We start from the raw sequence: 22734 nt of genomic DNA on the forward strand, positions 1-22734 counted from the left end.
TGGAGGTTGGAAATTTCCCTCACTTCGTCGCCGGGCCGTCGAACGTCGCCACCGATCCGGTCGCGGGCGGCTCGTTCGCCAGGCTCGCCGCGACCTTCTCCGCTGCCGCCATCACGCGCAGGATGTTGCCGCCGGCGAGCTTGGCGATATTCTCGTCGCTCCAGCCGCGCTTCATCAGCTCGAGCAGCAGGGCAGGGTAGCTCTCGACGCCCTCCATGCCCTGCGGCAGTTCGCCCAGGCCGTCATAGTCGCCACCCAGGCCGACATGGTCGTAGCCCGCCACCTTGGCGATATGATCGACATGATCGGCGACCATCGCGAGAGTGACGACCGGCTTGGGATGCTCCGCGTCCCACTTGGCCAGCGCCGCCTTGGCCCGCTCCGGTTCGCCGATATAGAGCCCGCCGAGCGGCGGCTGGTTGTAGAGCGCCGACAGCGCGCCGCGCTCGGCGCCCCAGACCCTCCGCGCCTCGGACACATATTGGGGCGCGAAATTGACCATCACGATGCCGCCATTCCCGGCGACCTTGCTGAGCACCGCATCGGACACGTTGCGGCTGTGGTCGCAGAGCGCCCGCGCGCTCGAATGAGAGAAGATGATCGGCGCCTTCGATGCGGCGAGGGCATCCAGCATCGTCGCCTCGCTGACATGAGAGAGATCAACCAGCATGCCGAGGCGGTTGAGCTCATGCACCACGGCGACGCCGAACGGTGTCAGGCCGTCATGTTGGGGATTGTCGGTTGCGCTGTCCGCCCAGCTGATCGTCTTGCTGTGGGTGAGCGTCAGATAGCCGACGCCGAGCGCGGCATAGGCGCGCAGCACCGAGAAGCTCTCGTCGATCTGGCCGCCGCCCTCGGCGCCCATCATCGAGGCGATCTTGCCCGCCTTGTGCGCGGCGCGGACCTCCGCGGCGGTGCGGGTCAGGGCGAAGTCGGCCGGGTAGCGGCGCACGATCGACTTGACGAGATCGATCTGGTCGAGCGTGTCCTCAACCTGTTCTGCCGGCGGCAGGCCCGCCGAGACGTAGACCGACCAGAATTGCCCGCCCATCAGGCCCTGCCGGATGCGCTCGATGTCGGTGTCATAGGCGTCATGATCGAGGCTGTGCAGATCCATCGTCCAGCGCTTCTCGCCCGCCTTCTCGGCCAGCACCTCGGCCCAGTCGTTATGCCCGTCGATCAGCGGGGTCGCCTTCAGCACCTTGCGCAGGCGCGGCAGGTTCGGATCGTTGGGATCGGCCGGCGCGGCAAAAAGGGTGGACGCAGTCGCGAGCAGGGTCGCGGCGATGGCAGCCTGAGCGGCGAAGCGGATCTTGTGCATGGCGCCGTTAGAGCAGGCTGGCGCCTACATGGGAACCCGCAATTGTGCGTACGCCGCCAGGCAGCCTTTCCTTTTTCTTCAGCATGCCCGGCAAGGATTTGTTCGCCAGCCGAGCCATATTTTTGCGGTGCGGTGTGAGGTGTATAAAATGCAGGATATTGCGAGTCTGATCGACGATCATGACGCCATGGATAAGCTTGCCGATCGACTCATCACGGCGGCGCGGGCCAGGCAGACCGATCCGGTGGCCTGTCGTGCGCTCATGACCGAGTTCGAGCGGCGCTACGCCTGTCATCGTGCCGAGGAAGAGGCCTTCCTCATCGAGGATCGCACCAACCCCGCCCGGTCGATCTTCGATCGCGAACTGATGAGCTTCCGCGAGGAATTCACGATGCTCACCGAGAGCTGGGAGGCTTATCTCGATTATTGGAGGCCGGCGCAGATCGCGGCGGACCGCAACAGCTACATCGGCGAGACGGCGGACCTGATGACCGCCTTCAAGCTGCGCATCGCACTGGAGAACCAGCTGCTCTGCCCGCTGGTGCTGGAGACAGGGCGGGTGGGGCTGAACTGAGCTGTGGTTTCGGACGCGGACTGTCGGGATACGACCCACTTGCTGACGCTGCATGGCTAGCCCGCTTTCGCGGGAGAGGGTTTGGGTGGGGGTCTTTCTTCTTTATCATGGCAGGTGAAGCTTTTTGAGGGGCAAGTTCAAAGACCCTTCCGCTTCGCGGGTCCCTCCCTCTCCCACGAAAGCGAGAGAGGGGCTAAATTGACTGTCCGCTTCCCTCCAAAACGGACGTTGATGACCTTACGCCCGAACGCCACTAAGCCGCATACCGGATCTCCACCGCCAGCGCCTCGCCCTCGGTCCTGATCGCATTGTAGCTTGGGCGGCTGTCACGCACGCGCTCCGAGAGGGTGCCTGCGCCGATCAGGCGGACCGGCTGGCCTTCGATCTCAATCGTGCGATCATAAGGATCGTGGACATGGCCCGAAAGGATGCCGTCCGCGCCCGCCAGCGCTAGGGCCTCCAGCGCCTCGCGGCCGCCATGGGTGCGCGCCGTGCCGCGCGTTTCCGGCTCGATCAGGGGATGGTGGCAGGCGATCAGCCGGATCGGGCCATGCGCGCGGACCAGCGAGCCTTTGGCCTGCTCGACACGCGCCGGCGTCATATGGCCCTTCGACCAGTCGAGCCGCCATTGCACCCGCGCCGTGGTGCGCAGCGGAATGATGTCGAGGCCGGGCAGATCGAGCCGCCGCTCTATATCGCGCTCCAGCCTTTCGAAGCGCCCATAAGGGTCGGCAAAGCGGGCGAAGAGGTTGAAGAAGGGCAGGTCATGATTGCCCACCTCGATCGAGAGCGGCGCGGGCAGCGTCTCGAGCCAGTCCTGCGCCGCGCGGAACTCGCGGCGCCGGGCGCGCATGGTGAGATCGCCGGTGACGATGATCGCATCGGGTCGCTGAGCCTGCGCCTCGCGCGCGAACCAGGCCAGCGCGGCTTTGTCCTCCGCGCCGAAATGCAGGTCGCTCACATGAAAGATCAGGGCCATGCGACATCGTCGAGCACGGCATGGAAGTGCACGCGCGATTTGTCGGCATAGACGTCCAGCAGATTGGGCGCCTCCTCCTTCTCGCCGTCGACCAGCAGGTCGAGCCGGGCGCTGCCGGTGCGGAAGCGCATGTTGCGCGCAGTGCCCAGCGGCTCGGACGGGCCGTTGCGGAAATCGCCAGACAGCCAGGCCCAGCCGTGGCCGAAGAGGTCGCCAGCGCTGCTCGCCAGCACGCCATAGGCCCGCAGCCCCGTGCGGCCCGGCTCGACGAAGATGGCGGGATATTCGCCGGCATGCTCGTCGAGCACGACGCCCGGCTCCTTGAAGGTCGCCGCCAGGGCGCGGGGTACGTTGGCCGCAAGCGCCGCCACGTCGAGATTGCGCAGATCCTCGCGCACGTCGCCCCAGGCCGCCGTCGGGCCGATGATGATGCCGGTATAGGCGGTGAGATCGCCGGCGCGCAGCACCGGCACCTGGAGCACCGAGCCCTTCCCGGCAAGATGCGCCGTCACGACCTCCGGCGCGGTCAGATCGCCGTGCAGCGCGTGGGACAGCAGGTTCATCGTCCCGCCGGGCAATACCAGCAGCGTGCCGTCCCAGCCTCCCAGCCGATCGGCCACCGAGCTCATCGATCCGTCGCCGCTCAGCGTGACCACGAGATCGAGCCGCTCCGCCCTCGCCGAGGCCGCAGTTGGCAGATCCGCCTCCCCGAGCGCGAGCTTGCGGCCGATTGGCCGGCCGGCATCGGCGAACAGTGCCTCGATCTCGGCGAGCAGCGCGGGATCGCTCCGTCCGCTACGTTCATTATAGATGAGCAAGCTTCCAGTCATATCGATCCAACGCCCCATTGTGCATTAGGATGCGCAATGCGCTCCGAATCCGCTAATCGGAGCGCCTTCCGCGCTGCCCCTTGAGCCGGCGGGAGCGACGCGCTAGGAGGCGCGCATATTTGCGACGCGGCGCGGTCTGCGCGCCCTGCCAGGGATCGATCGAGCAATGGCCGAATTTTCTCTCCCCAAGAACAGCGTCATCCGCAAGAACGGGACGGTGCACAAAGCGGCCGACGGCGCCACCAACGTCAAGAGCTTCAAAGTCTATCGCTACGATCCGGATTCGGGCGAGAACCCGCGCTACGACACGTTCGAGATCGATCTGGACGATTGTGGCCCGATGGTGCTCGATGCGCTGATCAAGATGAAGGGCGAGCAGGATAGCTCGCTCACCTTCCGTCGCTCGTGCCGCGAGGGCATTTGCGGCTCCTGCTCGATGAACATCAACGGCAAGAACGGCCTCGCCTGCACCACCGCAATCGAGGACTGCAAGGGCGACGTGCGCATCACGCCGCTGCCGCACATGGACGTGATCAAGGACCTTGTCCCCGATTTCACGCATTTCTATGCGCAATACAGCTCGATCAAGCCCTGGTTGCAGACGGTGACGCCGCCGCCGTCTGGCAAGGAGCGGCTGCAATCCCCTGAAGACCGCGAGAAGCTCGACGGGCTCTACGAGTGCATCCTGTGCGCCTGCTGCTCGACGGCCTGTCCCAGCTACTGGTGGAACAGCGACAAGTTTCTGGGCCCGGCGATCCTGCTCCAGGCCTATCGCTGGCTGGCCGACAGCCGCGACGAATATACTGGCGAGCGGCTCGACGAGCTGGAAGATCCCTTCCGCCTCTATCGCTGCCACACGATCATGAACTGCGCCAATGTCTGCCCCAAGGGCCTCAACCCGGCCAAGGCGATCGCCGAGACCAAGAAGATGTTGGTCGAGCGCGCGCTCTGAGCGCATCATCGCCGGCGATGGGGGGACGAACATGGTGGCTGACGGCGTGACACTGGAGGGCGGATGCCTGTGCGGGGCGATGCGCTACAAGCTGACCGGCCCCAGCCTCTTCGTCTCGCAATGCGCCTGCAAGGATTGTCAGAAGGCGACCGGCACCGGCCACACGACGATCGTCGGCATCCATAACAGCCAGCTCGACCTGACGGGCACCCCGGCCACCTACACCAATGAGGGGGACACCGGCGGATCGGTCACGCGGCATTTCTGCGGAACATGCGGCGGACGGCTCTATACCTCCGGCACTTTGCCGGGCGAAGTGATCATGGTGCAGGCGGGATCGCTCGACGATCCGAGCGCCGTCTCGCCCGACAGCGTGATCTACGTGAAGGACGCGCCAGCCTGGGATTATTTCGATCCGGGCCTGCCCAAATATGAGGCGATGCGTCCGCGCCCGCATCACACCATCCCGGTCGCGGAGGCACAGCCGAACGGCGCGTGATCACGCTACTCAACCGCTACGACGAGCTGATCGCCGACGGCGAGCTCCAGCCCGATCCCGCCCAGCGCAAGGCGGCCGTCCGCCTGACGCAGCTCCAGCAGGAGCTGGAGGCGACCCCCAGGCGCGGCTCGGTGCTCTGGCGGATGCTGCGCAAGGCGCCCGAGCCGATCCGCGGCGTGTATCTCTGGGGCGGCGTCGGTCGCGGCAAGTCGATGCTGATGGACCTGCTGCGCGATTGCCTGGAAGGCCCGGCCAAACGCCGCACCCATTTCCACGAATTCATGCTCGACGTGCACGCCCGGCTGCGCGCCGCGCGCGAGAGCGAGAGCGGCGATCCCATTCCGCCGGTCGTTGCCGCCATCGCGGAGGAGGCCAAGGTGCTGCTGTTCGACGAGATGGTCGTCAACAATCCGGTCGACGCGGCGATCATGTCGCGGCTGTTCACCGGGCTGTTCGACGCCGGCGTGACCCTCGTCGCCACCTCCAACCGCGCACCGGATGATCTCTACAAGGACGGGATCAACCGCGACCTGTTCCTGCCCTTCATCGCCCTGCTGAAGGAGCGGCTGGACGTCCTGCCGCTGAACGGCCCGATCGATTACCGGCTCGATCGCCTTGGCGGCATGGACACATGGCATGTGCCCAATGGCGATGAGACGACCGCGAAGCTGCGCGAAATCTTCTTCCGCCTGACCGACTATCCGCCCGAGGACAGCGCCAATGTGCCGAGCGAGGAGCTGGCCGTGGGCGGCGGTCGGACCATGTATGTGCCCAAGAGCCTCAAGGGCGTGGCGGTCTTCTCCTTCAAGCGGCTGTGCGGCGAGCCGCGGGGCGCGAGCGATTACCTCGCCATCGCCCGGCGTTTCCACACGGTCATCATCGTCGGCATTCCGGTGATGGGACCGGAGAATCGCAACGAAGCAGCGCGGTTCGTCACCTTGATCGATGCGCTCTACGAGAAGAAGGTCAAGCTGATCGCCGGCGCGGACGCCCAGCCTGCCGATCTTTATCCCGCCGGCGACGGCAGCTTCGAGTTCGAGCGCACCGTCTCGCGGCTCATGGAAATGCAATCGCTCGATTATCTCGCCCTGGGGCATGGTGCGTCCGGCTGAGCCGGAACCATGCTGCAATGCAGAAAACGAGGTTTTCTTTTGGCGGCCGATCCTTTAGTCCGCGTGGCTCCAGGGTCCGCCGCGCCGGCCGATCCGGATCGGCTGGGGGCACTGGTGACGCAAGGCATGGGTGACAAGCAGGTGCTTTCCCCGGCTCTGCTCCTCGTCCTGATCGCCGTCCTGATCATTTTCGCCGGCAGCGCCTTCTATTTCGCGCAGATCCAGAATGTCTGGGTCGACGAGACGACGCAGCTTTCCGGCGCCACGCTGGCGCCCGGCACACTGATCGGCTGGCTGGCCGGCAAGCTCACTCTCCCGCTCGGCGTTCCTGCCGATCGCATGCCGCCGTTCAGCTATTTTCTCGACATGATCGGCTGGCGGGTCTGGGGCAACAACGTCCTCGCGTTCCGCCTCTATCATGCCGCGCTGACCGCTGGCGGCATCGCTTTGCTGGTCGCCGCGACCGGTCGACGCTTCGGCTGGCTCGCGGCGCTGATCGCCGGCCTCACGCTGGCGCTGTCACCCAAGCTCATCGAAACGGCCGTGGAGATCCGCGCCTATCCGATCTTCTTCGCCCTGAGCTGCGCGCAGGTCGCGATGCTGGTGCATGGAGGCGTGTCCGCGCGGCTCGCGCGGTTGGCACTGTTCACGCTGCTCGGCATCGCCGGCCTCTATACCCATTTCTTCGGTCTCGTCGCGGCCTCGGCTTTCTTTGCCGCCGCCTTTGTCGATGCGAGGGATAGACGTGACGCCGTCCGCGTGATCATCGCCTATGCGCTGCTGCTGCTGATCGCCGCGGGCCTCATGCCTTTCGTGTTCGGCGCGACCGCCGCCAGCTCGCTGGTCGCACCGCCCGCCACCGGGCTTGGCGGGCTGGTCAGCTATGGCCTCCAGCTGATCAGCAACAGCACGATCCTGATTCAGCCCGCCGTCGCCATCCTCTACTTTGCCGGTGCGGGGCTTCTCATCCTGATCGCACTGATGGGGGTCAGCGCCCGGATCGGTCGCGAACGGCTGGCCGCCCGGCACGATCCGGCGATCCTGCTGACGCTCGCCCTGCTCGCCGGCCTCGTCGTCACGATCGGCGCGGGCTTTCTCGTCAAGGGCTTCCAGACCATGACGCCGCGCTACAGCATCTGGATGCTCCCGCCCATCGCCGTGCTGGTCGGCGCGGCCGCGAGCGGCGCGCTGACCCCGACCGGCCGGATCACGACCTGGCTGCGCGGCGGCGCGCTGGCGATCTTCGGCATCGGCGCCGTGCTGGGACAGGCGAATTTCCTGAAGCGCGCCGACTGGTTCATCCATGGTCCGTCGACGACGCTCGAGGCCATGGCAGCGCAGGGCGGGCGATCCGTCGCGATCCTGCATGTCGGCCCGGCCTGGCAATGGGGTTTCTTCCCGCTCAACTGGCGCCATCATTCAACCATGCCGCAATGGCTGCTCCTGCCCGACGGCCGTTCGGTCGCGCGCCTGGATGGCGGCGATCATCCGGAGGAGCACCCACTGCCGCTGAGCACGCTCGACGGCTATGGAACGCTCGTCGTCAGCGCCGTGGAGCTCAAAAATTATCACGATCTGCGCGCGCTGGCGCAGACCGGCGCCTCGCCGCCGCCCGGATCGCTCGCACCCGCGCTTGATCTGGCCGGCTGGACCAGCGAACCGGCCGTCGAGAAGCCCGGTAACTTCAATTTCACGGGTCAGCTCTATCGCCGCAATCCGTCGAGCCGCGCTGTCGCGCCCCTGCCGAGAGATCCAGATTGACCGAGCATCTGCACCCCGCCCGCCTCGCGATCATCGTGCCGACTTTCAACGAGGCGCAGAATGTCGGCCTGCTTGTCGATCTGGTCGACAAGGCGCTGCCGGGCGTCGCGTGGGAACTGGTCTTCGTCGACGACAATTCGCCGGACGGCACGGCGGAGAACGTGCGCAATCTGGCGCAAGCCGATCCACGCGTCCGCATCCTGCACCGGTTCGGCCGGCGCGGCCTGTCGAGCGCCTGCGTCGAGGGCATCCTCGCGACCTCCGCCCCCTTCGTGGCGATCATGGACGCCGACCTCCAGCATGACGAGACCCAGCTCAACGCGATGTTCGAGCGGCTGAGCGCGGGCGACGTCGATCTGGTGGTGGGCAGTCGCTATGTCGAAGGCGGCGGCATGGGCGAATGGAGCGCCAACCGCGTGAAGATGAGCCAGTTCGCGACCAAGCTCGCATTGAGGCTCACCAAGACACCGGTGTCAGATCCCATGAGCGGCTTCATGATGATGCGCCGCGATGCCTTCATGCGCTCGTTGCCGCATCTCTCGACGGTCGGCTTCAAGATCCTGCTCGACATTCTCGCCAGCGCACCGACGCCGCTGCGCGTCGCCGAGGTGCCCTATACCTTCCGCACCCGCCAGCATGGCGAGAGCAAGCTCGATAGCCTGGTGCTGTGGGAATATGTCCAGCTCCTCATGGACAAGATGGTGGGCCATCTGATTCCGGTCCGGTTCCTGAGCTTCGCCATGGTCGGCGGCTTCGGCGTGGTCGTGCACTTCGCGATCCTCACCACCCTGTTCAAGGCGTTCAACACAAGCTTCAGCACCGCGCAGACCTGCGCGACCCTGGTCGCGATCACCAGCAACTTCCTGTTGAACAACATGTTCACCTATCGCGACCAGCGCCTTACCGGCTGGCGCCTGCTGCGCGGCTGGGTCAGCTTCAACCTAGTCTGCGCCTTCGGTGCCGCCGCCAATATCGGCGTGGCGGACTGGTTGTTCGCGCACCGCTCCTACTGGGCGCTCTCGGCGCTTGCCGGCATCATGGTCAGCGTCGTGTGGAATTATGTCATGTCTGCCTTTTTCACTTGGAAGAAGCGGTAAGGCTTACGCGCTCGCTGATGGTCATGGCGCGATTATGCGCTATGATCGGGCGATGGGGCGACGAACGGGTGGGACTGTTGCCGTGCGCGGCAATCTGGACGGCATGCTGCGGCGCCTGCTGCCCTTGTCGCTGCTCGCCCTCCTGCTCAACGGCCTGCGTTTCGCCCTGACGGGCGCGCCCGGCGTCGACCATGTCGCGCATCTGCGGGCGATCAGCCTGCCCTTCGGTCGCCTGCTGGCCTGGATCACCGGAACGCCCTTACCCGATCTGGTGCCGACGCCGCTCCGCTCCGCGCCCCTTCCCCTGCTCGTCGACTGGCTGATCTGGAGGGCCGTGCCGTTCGGGATGGCCGGGCTGAGGAGCGTCCATCTGCTCATGGCCGTCGCCGCGGTCGGCCTGCTGCTGCGGGCCTTGTCCATGCGAATGGACCTGCGCACCGCCGTCGTCGCCGGTTTCGCCATCGCGCTCTCGCCGCGCCTGATCGAGCCGATCACCAATCTCGGCCCCGATCCCTTCGTCATCATGCTGTTCTGCGTGCAGCTCGCCATGCTGCTCACGCGCGGCAAGATCGGCGGGCCGGCGCCGCTGGTGATGCTTGGCGCGAGCGCGGCCGCCTCGGGCCTGTGCGGCGTCACCGGCATGCTTGCATCGGCCAGCCTCCTCACGGTCCTGCTGTTCTCCGCACCGGACCGCAGCGAATTGCGGCGCCGGGCGCGGATGGTCCTCATCGTCCTGCTGATCTGGGCCACGCCCTTCGCCGTGCAAATGGAGGCCGACGGACATGTCGACGCAGGGTCGAGCCTGCTCCTTGCGCGGCTCGGCACCAAGCTCGCCGCGCACAATGCCGATCTGCTGCTCCTCCCCGGCGCGGCATTGCTCGCGACGGGCACGGCGCTCCTCATCCTGCTCGGCGCCTACAGCTATTTCGGCCGGTTGCGCCGCAATGGCCTCTCCGAGCGGACCCATCCCTTCGCGCTGCTGCTGGTTGCGACGCTGACCGGCGGCCTGCTCGTCCTCCTCGGTGGCCCGGTGCTGCGCCTGTATGTCTGGACCGAGCCGCCCGCCCAGGCCTGGCTCGCCTTGCTGTTCATCCTGCTGGCGGCCGCCTGCTTCACGCCGCGGCTCCTGCCCGCGACCGAAGCGGTGCGGCGGGTCCGGCGCGTGGGCACCGCCATGATGATCGCCGGGGCCATCATGGGAACCATCGCCTACCAGCATCGCGCCGACTGGTTCGCGGCCGGACCCGAAGCGGGGCTGGCGCGCGCGCTCGACGGGGCCGGGCACAATCACGCCCTCGTCTACGCCGGCATGGATTGGGGACGGGCCTATTTTCCCCATGCCTGGCTGGCGCCGGGCGACAATGAGCAATGGCTGCTCTCCTTTGACGGCACCACGATCCAGCGCGTGCTGCCGGGCGGCCAGCTCGGCCCGGCGCAACCGCTCGGCGCGCTGGACGGCTATGACGCACTGGTCATCGCGCGGATCGACCGGCGCGGCTGGCGTGATCTCAACGCCGTGACCAACACGCAGGCGATCGGAGCCATGCCACCTGCACCGCTTGGCGCCTTTCAGAAGCTGTGGCAGGCCGAGCCGGCGCAGGCGGCGCCCGGCGAATACTGGCTGACGACCCAGCTTCTCAGAAAATCCGGCTGACCGCCGTGACGTTTTTGCGGCCTCTATCGCTATTGCGAATGAATTGCAAAGAAAAGCGGAAAACTGCGGCGATCGTCATTGAACCGTTAGGAAATTGGGCTTAAGGCCGGCTCCATTCCGACCACCGCCCCAAAAGGAGACAGGCGCATGGCCCGTAAGAAGATCGCGCTTATCGGCGCAGGCAATATCGGTGGCACCCTCGCCCACCTCGCCGCGCTGAAGGGCCTTGGTGACATCGTCCTGTTCGATGTCGTCGAAGGCGTTCCCCAGGGCAAGGCGCTTGATCTTTCGCAGTGCGGCCCGGTCGAGGGTTTCGACGCCAAGATCACCGGCTCCAACGACTATGCCGACATTGCCGGCGCCGACGTCATCATCGTCACTGCCGGCGTCGCCCGCAAGCCGGGCATGAGCCGCGACGACCTGCTCGGCATCAACCTCAAGGTCATGAAGGCGGTGGGCGAGGGCATCAAGGCCAACGCGCCCGACGCCTTCGTTATCTGCATCACCAATCCGCTCGACGCGATGGTCTGGGCGCTGCGCGAATTCTCCGGCCTGCCGCACAACAAGGTGGTCGGCATGGCCGGCGTGCTCGATTCGGCGCGCTTCAGCCATTTCCTCGCCGAGGAGTTCGAGGTCTCGGTCAAGGACGTGAACAGCTTCGTGCTGGGCGGTCATGGCGACACAATGGTGCCGGTGGTCCAGTACTCGACCGTCGCCGGCATCCCGATCCCTGATCTCATCAAGCAGGGCCGCTCGACCAAGGAGCGTATCGACGCGATCGTCCAGCGCACCCGCGGCGGCGGCGGCGAGATCGTCGGCCTGCTCAAGACCGGCTCGGCCTTCTATGCGCCCGCGACCAGCGGCATCGCGATGGCCGAGGCCTATCTTTACGACCAGAAGCGCTTGCTGCCCGCAGCGGTTCATCTGACCGGCCAGTATGGCGTCGATGATCTCTATGTCGGCGTGCCGGTCATTATCGGCGCCGGCGGCGTCGAGCAGATCGTGGAGATCGCGCTGGACGAGGAAGCCAAGGGTTATCTTCAGGTCAGCGTCGACGCGGTCAAGGAGCTGCTGGTGGCATGCAAGGGCATCGATAGCAGCCTCAACTGACGGCTGGCCACCGCGGCGCAGGCCGGGGTCCAGCAGGACCGACGTCGCGATGACGGGACAAGCTTATGTCTACATCATGGCCAACAAGAGAAACGGCACTATCTATCTGGGTTCCACGATCGATCTGGCAAAGCGGGCCTGGGAGCATCGCAATGAAGTCGTCGAAGGGTTCACGAAGAAATATCGGTGCCATCTCCTCGTCTGGTTTGAGTGTACGAGAGCTGGGAATCGGCGCGGTTGCGAGAGCGTCGGATGAAAGAATGGAAGAGAGCCTGGAAGGTGCGGGAGATCGAAGGTCTAAACCTGGAATGGGACGATCTTTACGATCGCGTCGCGCAACCGTGATTGCGTTGGCCATCTGGACCCCGGCCTTCGCCGGGGTGGTAGGAACAGGAACGATATGAGCATCCTCGTCGACAAGAATACCAAGGTCATCACGCAGGGCATGACCGGCGCGACCGGCACGTTCCACACCGAGCAGGCGCTGGCCTATGGCACGCAGATGGTCGGCGGCGTGACGCCCGGCAAGGGCGGCACGACCCATATCGGCCTGCCCGTGTTCGACACGGTCGAGGAGGCCGTCGCCAAGACCGGCGCCACGGCATCGGTCATCTATGTGCCGCCGCCATTCGCCGCGGACTCGATCCTGGAAGCAATCGACGCGGAAGTGCCGCTGATCGTCACGATCACCGAAGGCATTCCGGTGCTTGACATGGTGCGTGTCAAGCGTGCGCTTTCGGGCTCCAAGTCGCGCCTGATCGGTCCCAACTGCCCCGGCGTCCTGACGCCCGGCGAGTGCAAGATCGGCATCATGCCCGGCTCCATCTTCAAGAAGGGCTCGGTCGGCGTTGTTTCGCGCTCTGGCACGCTTACATATGAAGCTGTGTTCCAGACCAGCAATGCGGGCCTTGGCCAGACCACTGCCGTCGGCATCGGCGGCGACCCGGTCAACGGCACCAACTTCATCGACGTGCTGGAGCTGTTCCTCGCCGACGACGCCACGACGTCGATCATCATGATCGGCGAGATCGGCGGCAATGCCGAGGAGCAGGCGGCGCAGTTCCTGATCGACGAGGCGAAGCGCGGCCGCAAGAAGCCGATGGCCGGCTTCATCGCGGGCCGCACGGCGCCTCCGGGCCGCCGCATGGGCCATGCCGGGGCGATCGTCTCGGGCGGCCAGGGCGGCGCGGAGGACAAGATCGCGGCGATGGAAGCGGCCGGCATCAAAGTGGCGGCGAGCCCTTCCGAGCTCGGCACGACCCTGCTCGAGGTACTGAAGGGCTGAACATGGTTTACGGGGGTTTCACCATTGGCCGTTAAGCCGGGCCGATTGTGAAGACCGGCCGGGGGTTCCGGCACAGGACGTGGCAGGGCAAGGATTCGAGCCATGGGATTTGAGACTCAGGATTTCGTCGGCACGAGCGAGGTCGAGCAGGGCCCGAGTTGGGCGCGCAAGGGCTGGCCGCTGGACGCGACCGACGACCTGACCGCCGCGCTGGACCCGACGCAGATGCAGGTCGCCATCAAGGCCGCCGCTGCCAAGGCCGGGGCGCCCGCCGTCTCGGAAGGCGACATCGCGAAGGCCGCCGGCGATAGCATCCGTGCGATGATGCTGATCCGCACCTATCGGGTGCGCGGTCATCTCGCGGCCAATCTCGATCCGCTCGGCCTCTCGGCACGCGACCTGCCGGCCGATCTCACGCCGGAATATCACGGCTTCTCGGGCGCCGATCTTGACCGCAAAATCTATGTCGGCGGCTCGCTCGGCTTCGAGTGGGCGACGATCCGCGAGATCGTCCAGATCCTGCGCGCCAATTATTGCGGCAATGTCGGCCTCGAATATATGCACATCTCCGATGTGGAGGAGCGCCGCTTCCTGCAGGACCGCATGGAAGGCAAGGACAAGGAGATCGTCTTCTCCGAGATCGGCAAGAAGGCCATCCTCGCCAAGGTGATCCAGGCCGAGCAATATGAGAAGTTCCTGGGCCGCAAATATGTCGGCACCAAGCGCTTCGGCCTCGACGGCGGCGAATCCATGATCCCCGCGCTCGAAGCGGTGATCAAATATGGCGGCCAATATGGCGTGCGCGAGATCGTCTATGGCATGGCTCATCGCGGCCGCCTGAACGTGCTCGCCAATGTGCTGGCCAAGGGGTTCCGCGTCATCTTCCACGAATTTTCGGGCGGCACCGCCAATCCCGAGGATGTCGGCGGATCGGGCGACGTCAAATATCATCTCGGCACCTCGACCGACCGTGAGTTCGACGGGATCAGCGTCCACATGTCGCTGGTGCCCAATCCCTCGCATCTCGAGACGGTCGACCCGATCGTGCTCGGCAAGGTGCGGGCGCAGCAGGTGTTCCGCGACGATATCGGCCCCGGCAAGCACAAGCAGGTGCTGCCGGTGCTCATCCATGGCGACGCGGCCTTTGCCGGCCAGGGCATTGTCTGGGAATGCTTCGGCTTCTCGGGCGTGCGTGGTTACAATACCGGCGGCTGCATCCACTTCGTCATCAACAACCAGATCGGTTTCACCACCAGCCCGCAATTCTCGCGCGGCTCGCCTTATCCGAGCGATGTCGCCAAGGGCGTCCAGGCGCCGATCCTGCACGTGAACGGCGACGACCCGGAAGCGGTGACCTTCGCCTGCAAGCTGGCCGTCGACTATCGCCAGACCTTCCACCGCGACATCGTGATCGATATGTGGTGCTATCGCCGCTTCGGCCACAATGAGGGTGACGAGCCGAGCTTCACCCAGCCGCTGATGTATGCGCAGATCAAGCAGCATCCGCCGGTCAGCGAAGTCTATGCCGCGCGCCTCAGGGAAGAGGGCGTGATCGACGACGAGTTCCTCAATGTCACCACCGAGGCCTTCGTCGACCTGCTCGAGGAAGAGTTCGAGGCGGCCAAGACCTACAAGTCCAACCATGCCGACTGGTTCGCCGGTCGCTGGTCGGGCCTGCACCAGCCCGCCGACGTCGAGACCGCGCGCAAGAATGTCGAGACCGCTATCCCGTCCAAGCTCTTCGAAGGGCTGGGGCGGACATTGACCACCGTGCCCGAGGGCCACAACGTCCACAAGACGCTGCGCCGCGTGCTCGATGCCAAGGCTGAGATGTTCAAGACCGGCGAGAATTTCGACTGGGCGACCGGCGAGGCTCTGGCCTTCGGATCACTGCTGTCGGAAGGCTATGGCGTGCGCCTCTCCGGGCAGGATTCGGGGCGCGGCACCTTCAGCCAGCGCCATGCCGTCTGGGTCGATCAGGAGACCGAGAAGAAATATATCCCGCTGACCACTGTGCCCCACGGCCATTTCGAGGTCTATGACAGCCCGCTCAGCGAATATGGCGTGCTCGGCTTCGAATATGGCTATGCCATGGCCGACCCGAAGTCACTGGTGCTCTGGGAAGCGCAGTTCGGCGACTTCGCCAATGGCGCGCAGATCGTCATCGATCAGTATATCGCCTCGTCGGAATCGAAGTGGCTGCGCGCCAACGGCTTGGTTCTGCTGCTGCCGCATGGCTATGAAGGCCAGGGTCCGGAGCATAGCTCGGCCCGTCTGGAGCGCTTCCTGCAGCTTTGCGCGGAGGGCAATATCCAGGTCGCCAACTGCACCACGCCGGCAAACTACTTCCACATCCTGCGCCGCCAGATGCTGCGCTCGTTCCGCAAGCCGCTCATCATCATGACGCCCAAGTCGCTGCTGCGCCACAAGCTGGCGGTCAGCAAGGCCGAGGACTTCATGGGTGACAGGCATTTCATGCGCCTCCTGTCGGACACCAATGGCGCGGCGGACGCGGAGACGACCCGCCTCGTGCTCTGCTCCGGCAAGGTTGCCTACGACCTCATCGAAGCCCGCGACGCCGCCGGGGATCAGGGCATCCAGATCGTCCGCATCGAGCAGCTCTATCCCTTCCCGACCGATGCGCTCGCCGCGCGCCTCAAGCGCATGACCAATCTCGAGGACGTCGTGTGGTGCCAGGAAGAACCGCGCAACAACGGCAGCTGGTTCTTCGTCGAGCCGTTCATCGAGGAAGCGCTGAAATGCGCCGGCAAGGCGCCGATGCGCGCCCGCTATGCCGGCCGCAAGGCCGCCGCCTCGCCCGCGACCGGCCTCGCCAAGCGCCATCTCGCCGAGCAGGGCGCGCTGGTCGCCGACGCGCTCGGCCACAGCGTGCGCGAAGAAATTCGCCGCCAGAAGAAAGCTTAAGACCCACACGGGTTCAGGAGGAAAGACATGGCCACTGAAGTCAAAGTGCCAACACTTGGCGAATCGGTCACCGAGGCGACCGTCGGCCAGTGGCTGAAGAAGCCAGGCGATCCCGTGAAGATCGACGAGCCGATCGCCAGTCTGGAGACCGACAAGGTGGCGATCGAAGTGCCCTCGCCGGTCGCGGGCGTCTTCGGCGAGCAGCTCGTCAAGGAAGGCGACACGGTCAATGTCGGCGCGGTGATCGCGACGATCGAGGCCGGTGGCGCCGGCGGCGCCAAGGCGGCGAGCGCGGCGCCTGCTCCCGCCAAAGCGGAGGTGGCGCCTGCACCGACTCCGACGGCTGCACCCGCTCCTGCCCCGGCACCTGCCACCGCTCCGGCTGCAGCGCCCTCCGCCGAGGCCGATGCCGGCTCGATCACCCTCTCGCCGGCCGTGCGTCGCCTGGTCCTCGAGCATGGCCTCGATCCGAGCCGCATCCCCGGCTCCGGCAAGGACGGCCGCCTGACCAAGGATGATGTGATGGCCGCGATCGCGGCGGGCACGGCCGTTGCGTCGGTCCCAGCCAGCGCCGCACCGGCTGCTGCCGTGTCGGCAGGCCCGTCGCGCCATCAGGAGCGCGTCAAGATGACGCGCCTGCGCCAGACGGTCGCCAAGCGTCTCAAGGAAGCGCAGAACAACGCCGCGATCCTCACCACCTTCAACGATGTCGACATGACGGCCGTCATCGAGGCGCGGGCCAAATATAAGGATCTGTTCGAGAAGAAGCATGGCGTTCGCCTCGGCTTCATGGGCTTCTTCGTGAAGGCCGTGTGCATGGCGCTCAAGGACATTCCGGGCGTCAATGCGCAGATCGAGGGCGACGAGATCGTCTATAACGACTTCTGCGACATCTCGGTCGCGGTGTCGGCGCCCAACGGCCTGGTCGTGCCGGTGATCCGCAATGCGGAGACGATGAGCATCGCCGAGATCGAGAAGACCATCGCCGAGTTCGGCAAGAAGGCCAAGGACGGCACGCTGACCATGGCCGACATGGCCGGCGGCACCTTCACCATCTCCAACGGCGGCGTGTTCGGATCGCTGATGTCGACGCCGATCATCAACCCGCCCCAGTCCGGCGTCCTCGGCCTGCACCGCATCGAGGAACGCCCGGTCGTCAAGAACGGCCAGATCGTCGCGCGCTCAATGATGTACCTCGCTCTGTCATATGATCACCGCATGGTCGACGGGCGCGAGGCGGTCACATTCCTCGTCGCGATCAAGAATGCGATCGAGGATCCGACGCGGTTGCTCATCGATTTGTAATCATTGACGTCACCCCAGCGGAAGCTGGGGCCTCATGCCGCAGGAGATGCCAGCTTTCACTGGCATGACGCCGGAGGGAAATATGGCAGACCAGTTCGACTATGACGTCCTCGTGATCGGTTCCGGCCCCGGCGGCTATGTCGCGGCGATCCGCGCCGCGCAACTGGGGCTGAAGACCGCCTGCGCCGAGAGCCGTGAGACGCTCGGCGGTACCTGCCTCAACATCGGCTGCATCCCCTCCAAGGTGCTGCTCAACGCGTCCGAGTTGTTCAAGGAAGCCAGGAGCGGCACGCTCGCCAGGCATGGCGTCAAGCTCGGCAATGTCGAGCTCGATCTGCCGACCATGCTCGCCGACAAGGACGAGGCCGTGAAAGGCCTGACCGGCGGCATCGAATTCCTCTTCAAGAAGAACAAGGTCGACTGGCTGAAAGGCCACGCGACCTTCACGGACGCCCACGCGGTCGAGGTCGCCGGAAAGAGCGTCACCGCGAAGAATATCATCATTGCGACCGGCTCGTCCGTCACCCCGCTCCCCGGCGTCTCCGTCGACAATGAGAAGGGCATCGTCGTCGATTCGACCGGCGCACTGAGCTTCGCCAAGGTGCCGGAGCGTTTCGTCGTCATTGGTGGCGGCGTTATCGGGCTGGAGCTTGGCTCGGTCTGGCAGCGCCTGGGTGCCAAGGTCACCGTCATAGAGTTTCTCGACCAGATCCTGCCCGGCATGGACGGCGAGGTGCGCAAGGAAGCGGCGAAGATCTTCCTCAAGCAAGGCTTCGAGATCAGGACCAGCACCAAGGTCACCGGCGTCACGGTCAAGGGCAAGAAGGCGAGTGTCACGATCGAGCCGGCGGAAGGCGGCCCGGCCGAAACGATCGAGGCCGATGCCGTGCTTGTCGCCATTGGCCGCCGTCCCAACACCGAAGGGCTCGGCCTCGACAAGATCGGCCTGGAGCTCAACAAGCGCGGCCAGATCGAGACCGATCATGAGTTCGCCACCAGGGTGCCCGGTGTATGGGCGGTCGGCGACGTGATTCCCGGCCCGATGCTCGCGCACAAGGCCGAAGACGAGGGCATAGCGGTCGCCGAGAATATCGCCGGCCTCACCGGCCTCGTGAACCACGATGTCATCCCGAGCGTCGTCTATACGCATCCCGAGATTGCCGGCGTCGGCCTCACCGAAGAAGCGGCGAAAGAGCGCGGTGCGGTCAAGGTCGGCAAGTTCCCGATGCTCGCCAACAGCCGCGCCAAGGCGATCCACGACACGGATGGCTTCGTGAAGGTCATCGCCGACGCCGCCACCGACAGGGTGCTGGGCGTCTGGATTATCGCCGGCCCCGCCGGCACGATGATCGCACAAGCCGCGCAGGCGATGGAATTCGGCGCCTCGTCCGAGGACATCGCTTACACCTGCCATGCCCACCCGACGCACAACGAGGCGCTCAAGGAAGCGGCGATGGCGGTGCTGGGCAAGCCGATCCATATTTAGCTTTATAAATTTTTAATTGATTTCTATTTTATATAGCTCTATAAGCTATTTATCAGCTTATGGAGGACTTCATGAATCTTACGCCTGATCAACATGTTATTATAGCACTTAGAGCTTTATGTGCTGCAAACGAGTCAGCTCGTCGCCTCTTTAAAAGCTTCGCGGACCGGCAAAAAGACTCGCGAGAGACAACTGTCGAGCGAGCTGCGATTGCGGCTGGCGCTGATTATAATTCGATGGTGCAAGTCTTTAAGCAGTTGGATAAAATAGGAGTGGGCCGTTTCATTCCTGGCAGGCATGGCTATTCGTCCAGAATCGAATGGAAATTCAGCCTGCGCAGTCTTGGTAGAGTGGCACAGGGAGACGGGAGCAGACTTGAAGAGGTGCCCGTTGATGCGGCGGTCGAAGATCGCCTCGTGGAGACCAATGGCAAACCCGCACTTCTAGATCATGAATTCCAACTGCGAGGAACTCTGAAAATTAAGTTCAGCCTACCTGCAGATTTGACGGAAAAAGAGGCAGCCCGTCTCGGAGCGTTTTTACATACGTTACCTCTCTAGCAAGCAAACTTCGCCAACAGCGCGCTACAAACGCGCACTCAATAAGGCGGCGACTGACGCGCCCGCTGCGCCTTCGCCGCCTCCGCCCACCATTCGAGGTCGGCCGCGAAGCGCGGGAAGCTGCGGTCCAGCGCCTCGCCGCCTTCGCCGATCGGATTGGCCTCCTCGTCGAGGCTGGCGGTGATGCCGCCCACCGTCACCGTGCTGGAGATCACCACCATACCCATTTCCGAGAGTGTTCCATGCCAGATCGAGTTGGACCGCGCACCACCCAGCCGTCCGGCCGAGTAGCTGACGATCGCCGCCGGCCGCCAGAACCATTCCTCCAGATAATGATCGGTGAGGTTCTTGAGGCCTGGCTGCATGCCCCAATTATATTCGCCGGTGACGAACAGGAAGCCGTCCGCCGCGACGATCTGCCGCGCGAGCTTTTCCATCGCCTCGGGCGCCTCGCCGCGCGGATATTCCTTGTACATGCGATCAAGCATCGGCAGCCCGACCGCCTTGGCATCGATCAGCTCGACCTCATGGCCGCGCCCGCGCAATTGCTCGACGCAATAGCGCGCGAGGCGGATGCCGGCGCGGTCGGCGCGATAGGAGCCATAGAGAACGAGGAGCTTGAAGGGCATGCGCGGCTCCCTGTTGGCGCGAGTCAGGCGGATGGGGCAGCAGCTTAGGCGACCGGCTGCGATAGCGCGAGCCATGCCTTGAGCCGGGAGGCAGCGTCGACCACCACCTCCCGGTCGATCGTCAGCGCTCGAGCGTGAAGGCGACCTCGTAAAGCCCCGGATGCGCTTCGCCGTAGGCGCGATTGCCCTCGATCAGGCCGCAGGCGTTCAGATGCTCGAACACCCGCCGCGCCGCATCGAGATCGGCGCTCTGGGCATAGTTCACGACCCGCCTGCCATCGAGGCTGCGGTGCAGGCTTGCCGAGAGCCATCCGTCGACCTCACGCGAGACCGCCGCGGCGCGGGCGAGATAGTCGATGAGCGGTGTCTGTTGGCCGGGCGGCACGGTGAAGACGTTGATCTGCGTGATGATGGATGTGTCGGTCTGTATGAGCGGCATGGTTGCGCCTCCTGATGAGGGCGAGCGACGGGGACGGAGCGATCACGCGGAAAGGGACCATGCGCGCCAAGCCCCGGCCGATCTCGCCGGTTGCTTGTCGCGGGTTCGCCCGGTGGGCGACACGGAGCCTCTTGCGAGGGAACGGGCTTACCAATGCCGCTCAGGTCCTTTTCGACAGGGAATTTTTAGCGCCCCTTCGAAGGAGCGGCAAGCCAGCATGGCGGCGGCCAAACTCGACACGCTCCCCGACCCGCTCTAAACCGCCGCGATGACGCCGCCCGACATTCACGTGCCCGTCGGCCCCATCCTGGCCGCGCTCAACATCGTCGGCACCTTCGTGTTCGCTGCGTCCGGCGCACTGGCGGCCGCGCGACTGCGCCAGACGCTCGTCACTTTCGCCTTCTTCGCGCTCACCACGGGCGTGGGCGGCGGCACGGTGCGCGATCTCCTGATCGGCGCGCCGGTCTTCTGGGTGCATGACGTGAGCCAGGCACTGATCTGCCTGGGGGCGGCGCTCATCGTCTTCATGACGCCCGTGCGCTGGTGGCCGGAGCGTATGCTGGACTGGCTGGATGCGATCGGGCTCGCCGCCTTCGCCGTGTTCGGTACGGCCAAGGCGATCAGCTACGGCATCCATCCGCTCATCGCCGCGCTGATGGGCGTCTCGACCGCCTGCGTCGGCGGCATCATCCGCGATCTGCTGGCCGGCGTTCCGTCGATCCTGCTGAGGCCGGAAATCTATGTGACGGCCGCCGCGCTCTCAGCCGGCCTCTATGCGCTGCTGCTGAGCCTCGGCGCGCCCGCCGCTCCTGCCGGCGCGCTCGCGGCGCTCGCCGGCTTCGCCCTGCGCGCACTGGCGATCGCACGTGGGCTGGCGTTACCTTCCTATGGCGAAGGGCCGGAGGGCGAGCCTGCAGCGCCGCCGGACTGAAGCGATTCTGAGCGCCGCGCAGACCTCCCGACATCCGGCGACGCAGCCTTATCGGCGCTTCGTCTTCGACCGATTGAGGGCGACGGCGGCCTGGACGAGCGCTGTCAGGGCTTCCTCGTCCACCGCATCGCCTTCATGGAAATCAATCGCGCGGCGGACATTGCCATCCAAGCTGGAATTGAACAGCTTGCTGGGATCGTCCAGTGTCGCGCCCTTGGCGAAAGTCAGCTTGACGACCGCCTTGTAGGTCTCGCCGGTGCAGATCATGCCGTCGCGATACCAGACCGGCACCCCGCGCCATTTCCATTCCTCGACCACCTCAGGCTCGGCTTGCCGGATGAGCGCGCGCAGCCTCGCGAGCATCTCGCCCCGCCAGTCGCCAAGGGCGGCGATCCGTTCGTCGATCAGCTCGGACGGGGACTTTTCCGCCGCCGTTTCGGTTTCCGTCTTGCTCATCTTTTCCCTCTGTCTCCGCGTCCCGGGACTGCCACGCCCGTCATCTGATTAACCATAGTGAGACTCGCCAGCGCCCGGATGCGCCCATTCGTTCGCCCGGTGCCTGGCGCGCGGAGTCGGCTACGCGACATCATCCATCACGCCATGCCCGCCACGATCGTCTCGAGCTTGGCGAAGAACTGCGCCCAGCCATATCTGGCACCCTGATAAGCCTGTTCCTGATCCGGCCGGAAGCCCCGCTGCTCCATGCGCAGATGCGTGCCGGTCGCGGTCGGCGTGAGCGTCCAGGTCACGATGCTCTCAAGGCCCATCGCATCCCAGCGATAGGAGAGGGTCTTGTTCGGCTCGATTTCCATCACCTGGCAATCGACGCTGCCCCAGTCGCCACGGTTCATGAGTCATTCCTCGATGAAGTGCGGCAGGGTCAGCGCCCGCCAGATCTTCTCGGGCGGATAGGCGAAGTCCCGCTCGACGATCACTGAGCGCAGGTCCGTGGAGGTATTGGTCATTGATCCATCCTTTTCAGCAGATCCTCGAGCTGGTCGATCCGGCCGTCCCAGAAGCTGGACATATCCTTCGTCCAGTCGACCAGTGGGGCGAGCGCGCGAATCTGCGCGCTGTAATGGGTCTGACGGCCCTCCTGCCGGTCGTTCACCAGCCCGGCGCGCTTGAGCAGGCCAAGATGCTTGGAGACCGCCGGCTGCGAGACGCCCGCACCCGCCGTCAGCGCGCCGACGGTCTGCTCGCCCTCGCGGCACAGGCGCTCGAACAGCGCGCGCCGGGTGGGGTCGGCAAGCGTTCGAAAGAGCATGTCCTGCGCATTTTCCAT

24 protein-coding genes and 1 pseudogene are annotated in these 22734 nt (G+C 65.2%); 15 read left to right on the top strand and 10 right to left on the bottom strand.

All coding sequences use genetic code 11. The annotated features are described in order from the left end of the window. Positions 1–19: 19 nt before the first annotated feature. Both KK488_RS17085 and KK488_RS17090 read right to left on the bottom strand, forming a co-directional pair. Positions 20–1321, bottom strand: coding sequence for a dipeptidase (locus tag KK488_RS17085; protein ID WP_214624919.1), 1302 nt, complete (start codon positions 1319–1321; stop codon positions 20–22). A 7-nt stretch (positions 1322–1328) separates the two neighbouring features. Continuing rightward, on the bottom strand, positions 1329–1502 hold the full coding sequence (locus KK488_RS17090; protein WP_214624920.1) for a hypothetical protein: 174 nt from the start codon (positions 1500–1502) through the stop codon (positions 1329–1331). Between the two features lie 6 nt (positions 1503–1508). Between KK488_RS17090 and KK488_RS17095 the strand changes: the two genes are divergently transcribed. Then, positions 1509–1895, top strand: a complete 387-nt coding sequence (locus KK488_RS17095) for a hypothetical protein (RefSeq protein ID WP_214624921.1) — start codon at positions 1509–1511, stop codon at positions 1893–1895. 253 nt (positions 1896–2148) lie between these two features. Here the strand turns inward: KK488_RS17095 and KK488_RS17100 are convergent, their stop codons facing one another. Beyond that, entirely contained in the window at positions 2149–2856 is a 708-nt protein-coding gene (locus KK488_RS17100) for a metallophosphoesterase family protein (RefSeq protein WP_349356920.1), read from the bottom strand. An 8-nt stretch (positions 2857–2864) separates the two neighbouring features. Further along, positions 2865–3704 (bottom strand): diacylglycerol kinase family protein, encoded by an 840-nt coding sequence (locus tag KK488_RS17105; protein WP_214624923.1) that lies wholly within the window; start codon positions 3702–3704, stop codon positions 2865–2867. Positions 3705–3870: 166 nt separating this feature from the next. Here KK488_RS17105 and KK488_RS17110 point away from each other — a divergent pair, with 166 nt between their 5' ends. From KK488_RS17110 to KK488_RS17170, 13 genes and pseudogenes are all read left to right on the top strand, one after another. Beyond that, complete coding sequence (locus tag KK488_RS17110) at positions 3871–4656, top strand: succinate dehydrogenase iron-sulfur subunit (protein WP_214624924.1); 786 nt, start codon at positions 3871–3873, stop codon at positions 4654–4656. A 31-nt stretch (positions 4657–4687) separates the two neighbouring features. Then, positions 4688–5155 (top strand): GFA family protein, encoded by a 468-nt coding sequence (locus tag KK488_RS17115; protein WP_214624925.1) that lies wholly within the window; start codon positions 4688–4690, stop codon positions 5153–5155. Further along, complete coding sequence (gene zapE / locus KK488_RS17120) at positions 5152–6267, top strand: cell division protein ZapE (protein ID WP_214624926.1); 1116 nt, start codon at positions 5152–5154, stop codon at positions 6265–6267. Before KK488_RS17115 ends, zapE begins: the two co-directional genes overlap by 4 nt. A gap of 63 nt (positions 6268–6330) precedes the next feature. Continuing rightward, entirely contained in the window at positions 6331–8028 is a 1698-nt protein-coding gene (locus tag KK488_RS17125; RefSeq protein ID WP_214624927.1) for a glycosyltransferase family 39 protein, read from the top strand. After that, a complete protein-coding gene (locus tag KK488_RS17130; RefSeq protein WP_214624928.1) occupies positions 8025–9125 on the top strand; it encodes a glycosyltransferase in 1101 nt (366 codons plus the stop codon). Before KK488_RS17125 ends, KK488_RS17130 begins: the two co-directional genes overlap by 4 nt. 82 nt (positions 9126–9207) lie before the next feature. Next, the gene (locus tag KK488_RS17135) at positions 9208–10779 is read left to right on the top strand and encodes a hypothetical protein (protein WP_214624929.1); all 1572 of its coding nucleotides are present in this window, start codon (positions 9208–9210) and stop codon (positions 10777–10779) included. 147 nt (positions 10780–10926) lie between these two features. Continuing rightward, complete coding sequence (gene mdh, locus KK488_RS17140; protein ID WP_214624930.1) at positions 10927–11889, top strand: malate dehydrogenase; 963 nt, start codon at positions 10927–10929, stop codon at positions 11887–11889. 49 nt (positions 11890–11938) lie between these two features. After that, positions 11939–12234, top strand: a pseudogene (locus KK488_RS17145) (GIY-YIG nuclease family protein). Between the two features lie 55 nt (positions 12235–12289). Continuing rightward, on the top strand, positions 12290–13174 hold the full coding sequence (gene sucD, locus KK488_RS17150; protein WP_214624931.1) for a succinate--CoA ligase subunit alpha: 885 nt from the start codon (positions 12290–12292) through the stop codon (positions 13172–13174). Positions 13175–13276: 102 nt separating this feature from the next. Continuing rightward, positions 13277–16099, top strand: a complete 2823-nt coding sequence (locus tag KK488_RS17155) for a 2-oxoglutarate dehydrogenase E1 component (protein ID WP_214624932.1) — start codon at positions 13277–13279, stop codon at positions 16097–16099. Positions 16100–16126: 27 nt separating this feature from the next. Further along, on the top strand, positions 16127–17404 hold the full coding sequence (odhB, locus tag KK488_RS17160; protein WP_214624933.1) for a 2-oxoglutarate dehydrogenase complex dihydrolipoyllysine-residue succinyltransferase: 1278 nt from the start codon (positions 16127–16129) through the stop codon (positions 17402–17404). 82 nt (positions 17405–17486) lie between these two features. After that, entirely contained in the window at positions 17487–18890 is a 1404-nt protein-coding gene (gene lpdA / locus KK488_RS17165) for a dihydrolipoyl dehydrogenase (protein WP_214624934.1), read from the top strand. Between the two features lie 71 nt (positions 18891–18961). Further along, positions 18962–19450 (top strand): hypothetical protein, encoded by a 489-nt coding sequence (locus KK488_RS17170; protein ID WP_214624935.1) that lies wholly within the window; start codon positions 18962–18964, stop codon positions 19448–19450. Between the two features lie 38 nt (positions 19451–19488). Here KK488_RS17170 and KK488_RS17175 read toward each other — a convergent pair whose 3' ends face one another. Next, positions 19489–20079, bottom strand: a complete 591-nt coding sequence (locus KK488_RS17175) for an NADPH-dependent FMN reductase (protein WP_214624936.1) — start codon at positions 20077–20079, stop codon at positions 19489–19491. Between the two features lie 121 nt (positions 20080–20200). Then, positions 20201–20518, bottom strand: coding sequence for an antibiotic biosynthesis monooxygenase family protein (locus KK488_RS17180; protein ID WP_214624937.1), 318 nt, complete (start codon positions 20516–20518; stop codon positions 20201–20203). A gap of 268 nt (positions 20519–20786) precedes the next feature. Here KK488_RS17180 and KK488_RS17185 point away from each other — a divergent pair, with 268 nt between their 5' ends. Further along, complete coding sequence (locus KK488_RS17185; protein ID WP_214624938.1) at positions 20787–21449, top strand: trimeric intracellular cation channel family protein; 663 nt, start codon at positions 20787–20789, stop codon at positions 21447–21449. Positions 21450–21497: 48 nt separating this feature from the next. On the opposite strand, the gene KK488_RS17190 is transcribed toward KK488_RS17185, so the two are convergent. From KK488_RS17190 to KK488_RS17200, 4 genes are all read right to left on the bottom strand, one after another. Next, on the bottom strand, positions 21498–21905 hold the full coding sequence (locus KK488_RS17190) for a DUF1801 domain-containing protein (protein WP_214624939.1): 408 nt from the start codon (positions 21903–21905) through the stop codon (positions 21498–21500). A gap of 137 nt (positions 21906–22042) precedes the next feature. Further along, positions 22043–22300: an SRPBCC family protein gene (locus KK488_RS17195; RefSeq protein WP_214624940.1), complete on the bottom strand. Its 258-nt coding sequence runs from the start codon at positions 22298–22300 to the stop codon at positions 22043–22045. 3 nt (positions 22301–22303) lie between these two features. Continuing rightward, complete coding sequence (locus tag KK488_RS21830; protein WP_432653869.1) at positions 22304–22414, bottom strand: SRPBCC family protein; 111 nt, start codon at positions 22412–22414, stop codon at positions 22304–22306. Continuing rightward, positions 22411–22716: an ArsR/SmtB family transcription factor gene (locus tag KK488_RS17200; protein ID WP_250890636.1), complete on the bottom strand. Its 306-nt coding sequence runs from the start codon at positions 22714–22716 to the stop codon at positions 22411–22413. Before KK488_RS17200 ends, KK488_RS21830 begins: the two co-directional genes overlap by 4 nt. Positions 22717–22734: the final 18 nt, after the last annotated feature.

Origin of the sequence: Sphingobium nicotianae (assembly GCF_018603885.1) — a bacterium.
Lineage (GTDB): Bacteria > Pseudomonadota > Alphaproteobacteria > Sphingomonadales > Sphingomonadaceae > Sphingobium > Sphingobium nicotianae.

What these genes read in the sequence shown, in the direction of transcription:
- KK488_RS17185 (WP_214624938.1), top strand. Translation starts at nt 20,787, where the DNA reads ATGACGCCGCCCGACATTCACGTGCCCGTCGGCCCCATCCTGGCCGCG.
- KK488_RS17095 (WP_214624921.1), top strand. Translation starts at nt 1,509, where the DNA reads ATGGATAAGCTTGCCGATCGACTCATCACGGCGGCGCGGGCCAGGCAG.
- KK488_RS17175 (WP_214624936.1), bottom strand. Translation starts at nt 20,079, where the DNA reads ATGCCCTTCAAGCTCCTCGTTCTCTATGGCTCCTATCGCGCCGACCGC.
- KK488_RS17170 (WP_214624935.1), top strand. Translation starts at nt 18,962, where the DNA reads ATGAATCTTACGCCTGATCAACATGTTATTATAGCACTTAGAGCTTTA.
- KK488_RS17090 (WP_214624920.1), bottom strand. Translation starts at nt 1,502, where the DNA reads ATGATCGTCGATCAGACTCGCAATATCCTGCATTTTATACACCTCACA.
- KK488_RS17115 (WP_214624925.1), top strand. Translation starts at nt 4,688, where the DNA reads ATGGTGGCTGACGGCGTGACACTGGAGGGCGGATGCCTGTGCGGGGCG.
- lpdA (WP_214624934.1), top strand. Translation starts at nt 17,487, where the DNA reads ATGGCAGACCAGTTCGACTATGACGTCCTCGTGATCGGTTCCGGCCCC.
- KK488_RS17190 (WP_214624939.1), bottom strand. Translation starts at nt 21,905, where the DNA reads ATGAGCAAGACGGAAACCGAAACGGCGGCGGAAAAGTCCCCGTCCGAG.
- KK488_RS17200 (WP_250890636.1), bottom strand. Translation starts at nt 22,716, where the DNA reads ATGCTCTTTCGAACGCTTGCCGACCCCACCCGGCGCGCGCTGTTCGAG.
- mdh (WP_214624930.1), top strand. Translation starts at nt 10,927, where the DNA reads ATGGCCCGTAAGAAGATCGCGCTTATCGGCGCAGGCAATATCGGTGGC.
- KK488_RS17085 (WP_214624919.1), bottom strand. Translation starts at nt 1,321, where the DNA reads ATGCACAAGATCCGCTTCGCCGCTCAGGCTGCCATCGCCGCGACCCTG.
- odhB (WP_214624933.1), top strand. Translation starts at nt 16,127, where the DNA reads ATGGCCACTGAAGTCAAAGTGCCAACACTTGGCGAATCGGTCACCGAG.
- KK488_RS17155 (WP_214624932.1), top strand. Translation starts at nt 13,277, where the DNA reads ATGGGATTTGAGACTCAGGATTTCGTCGGCACGAGCGAGGTCGAGCAG.
- KK488_RS17180 (WP_214624937.1), bottom strand. Translation starts at nt 20,518, where the DNA reads ATGCCGCTCATACAGACCGACACATCCATCATCACGCAGATCAACGTC.
- KK488_RS21830 (WP_432653869.1), bottom strand. Translation starts at nt 22,414, where the DNA reads ATGACCAATACCTCCACGGACCTGCGCTCAGTGATCGTCGAGCGGGAC.
- KK488_RS17110 (WP_214624924.1), top strand. Translation starts at nt 3,871, where the DNA reads ATGGCCGAATTTTCTCTCCCCAAGAACAGCGTCATCCGCAAGAACGGG.
- KK488_RS17105 (WP_214624923.1), bottom strand. Translation starts at nt 3,704, where the DNA reads ATGACTGGAAGCTTGCTCATCTATAATGAACGTAGCGGACGGAGCGAT.
- sucD (WP_214624931.1), top strand. Translation starts at nt 12,290, where the DNA reads ATGAGCATCCTCGTCGACAAGAATACCAAGGTCATCACGCAGGGCATG.
- KK488_RS17195 (WP_214624940.1), bottom strand. Translation starts at nt 22,300, where the DNA reads ATGAACCGTGGCGACTGGGGCAGCGTCGATTGCCAGGTGATGGAAATC.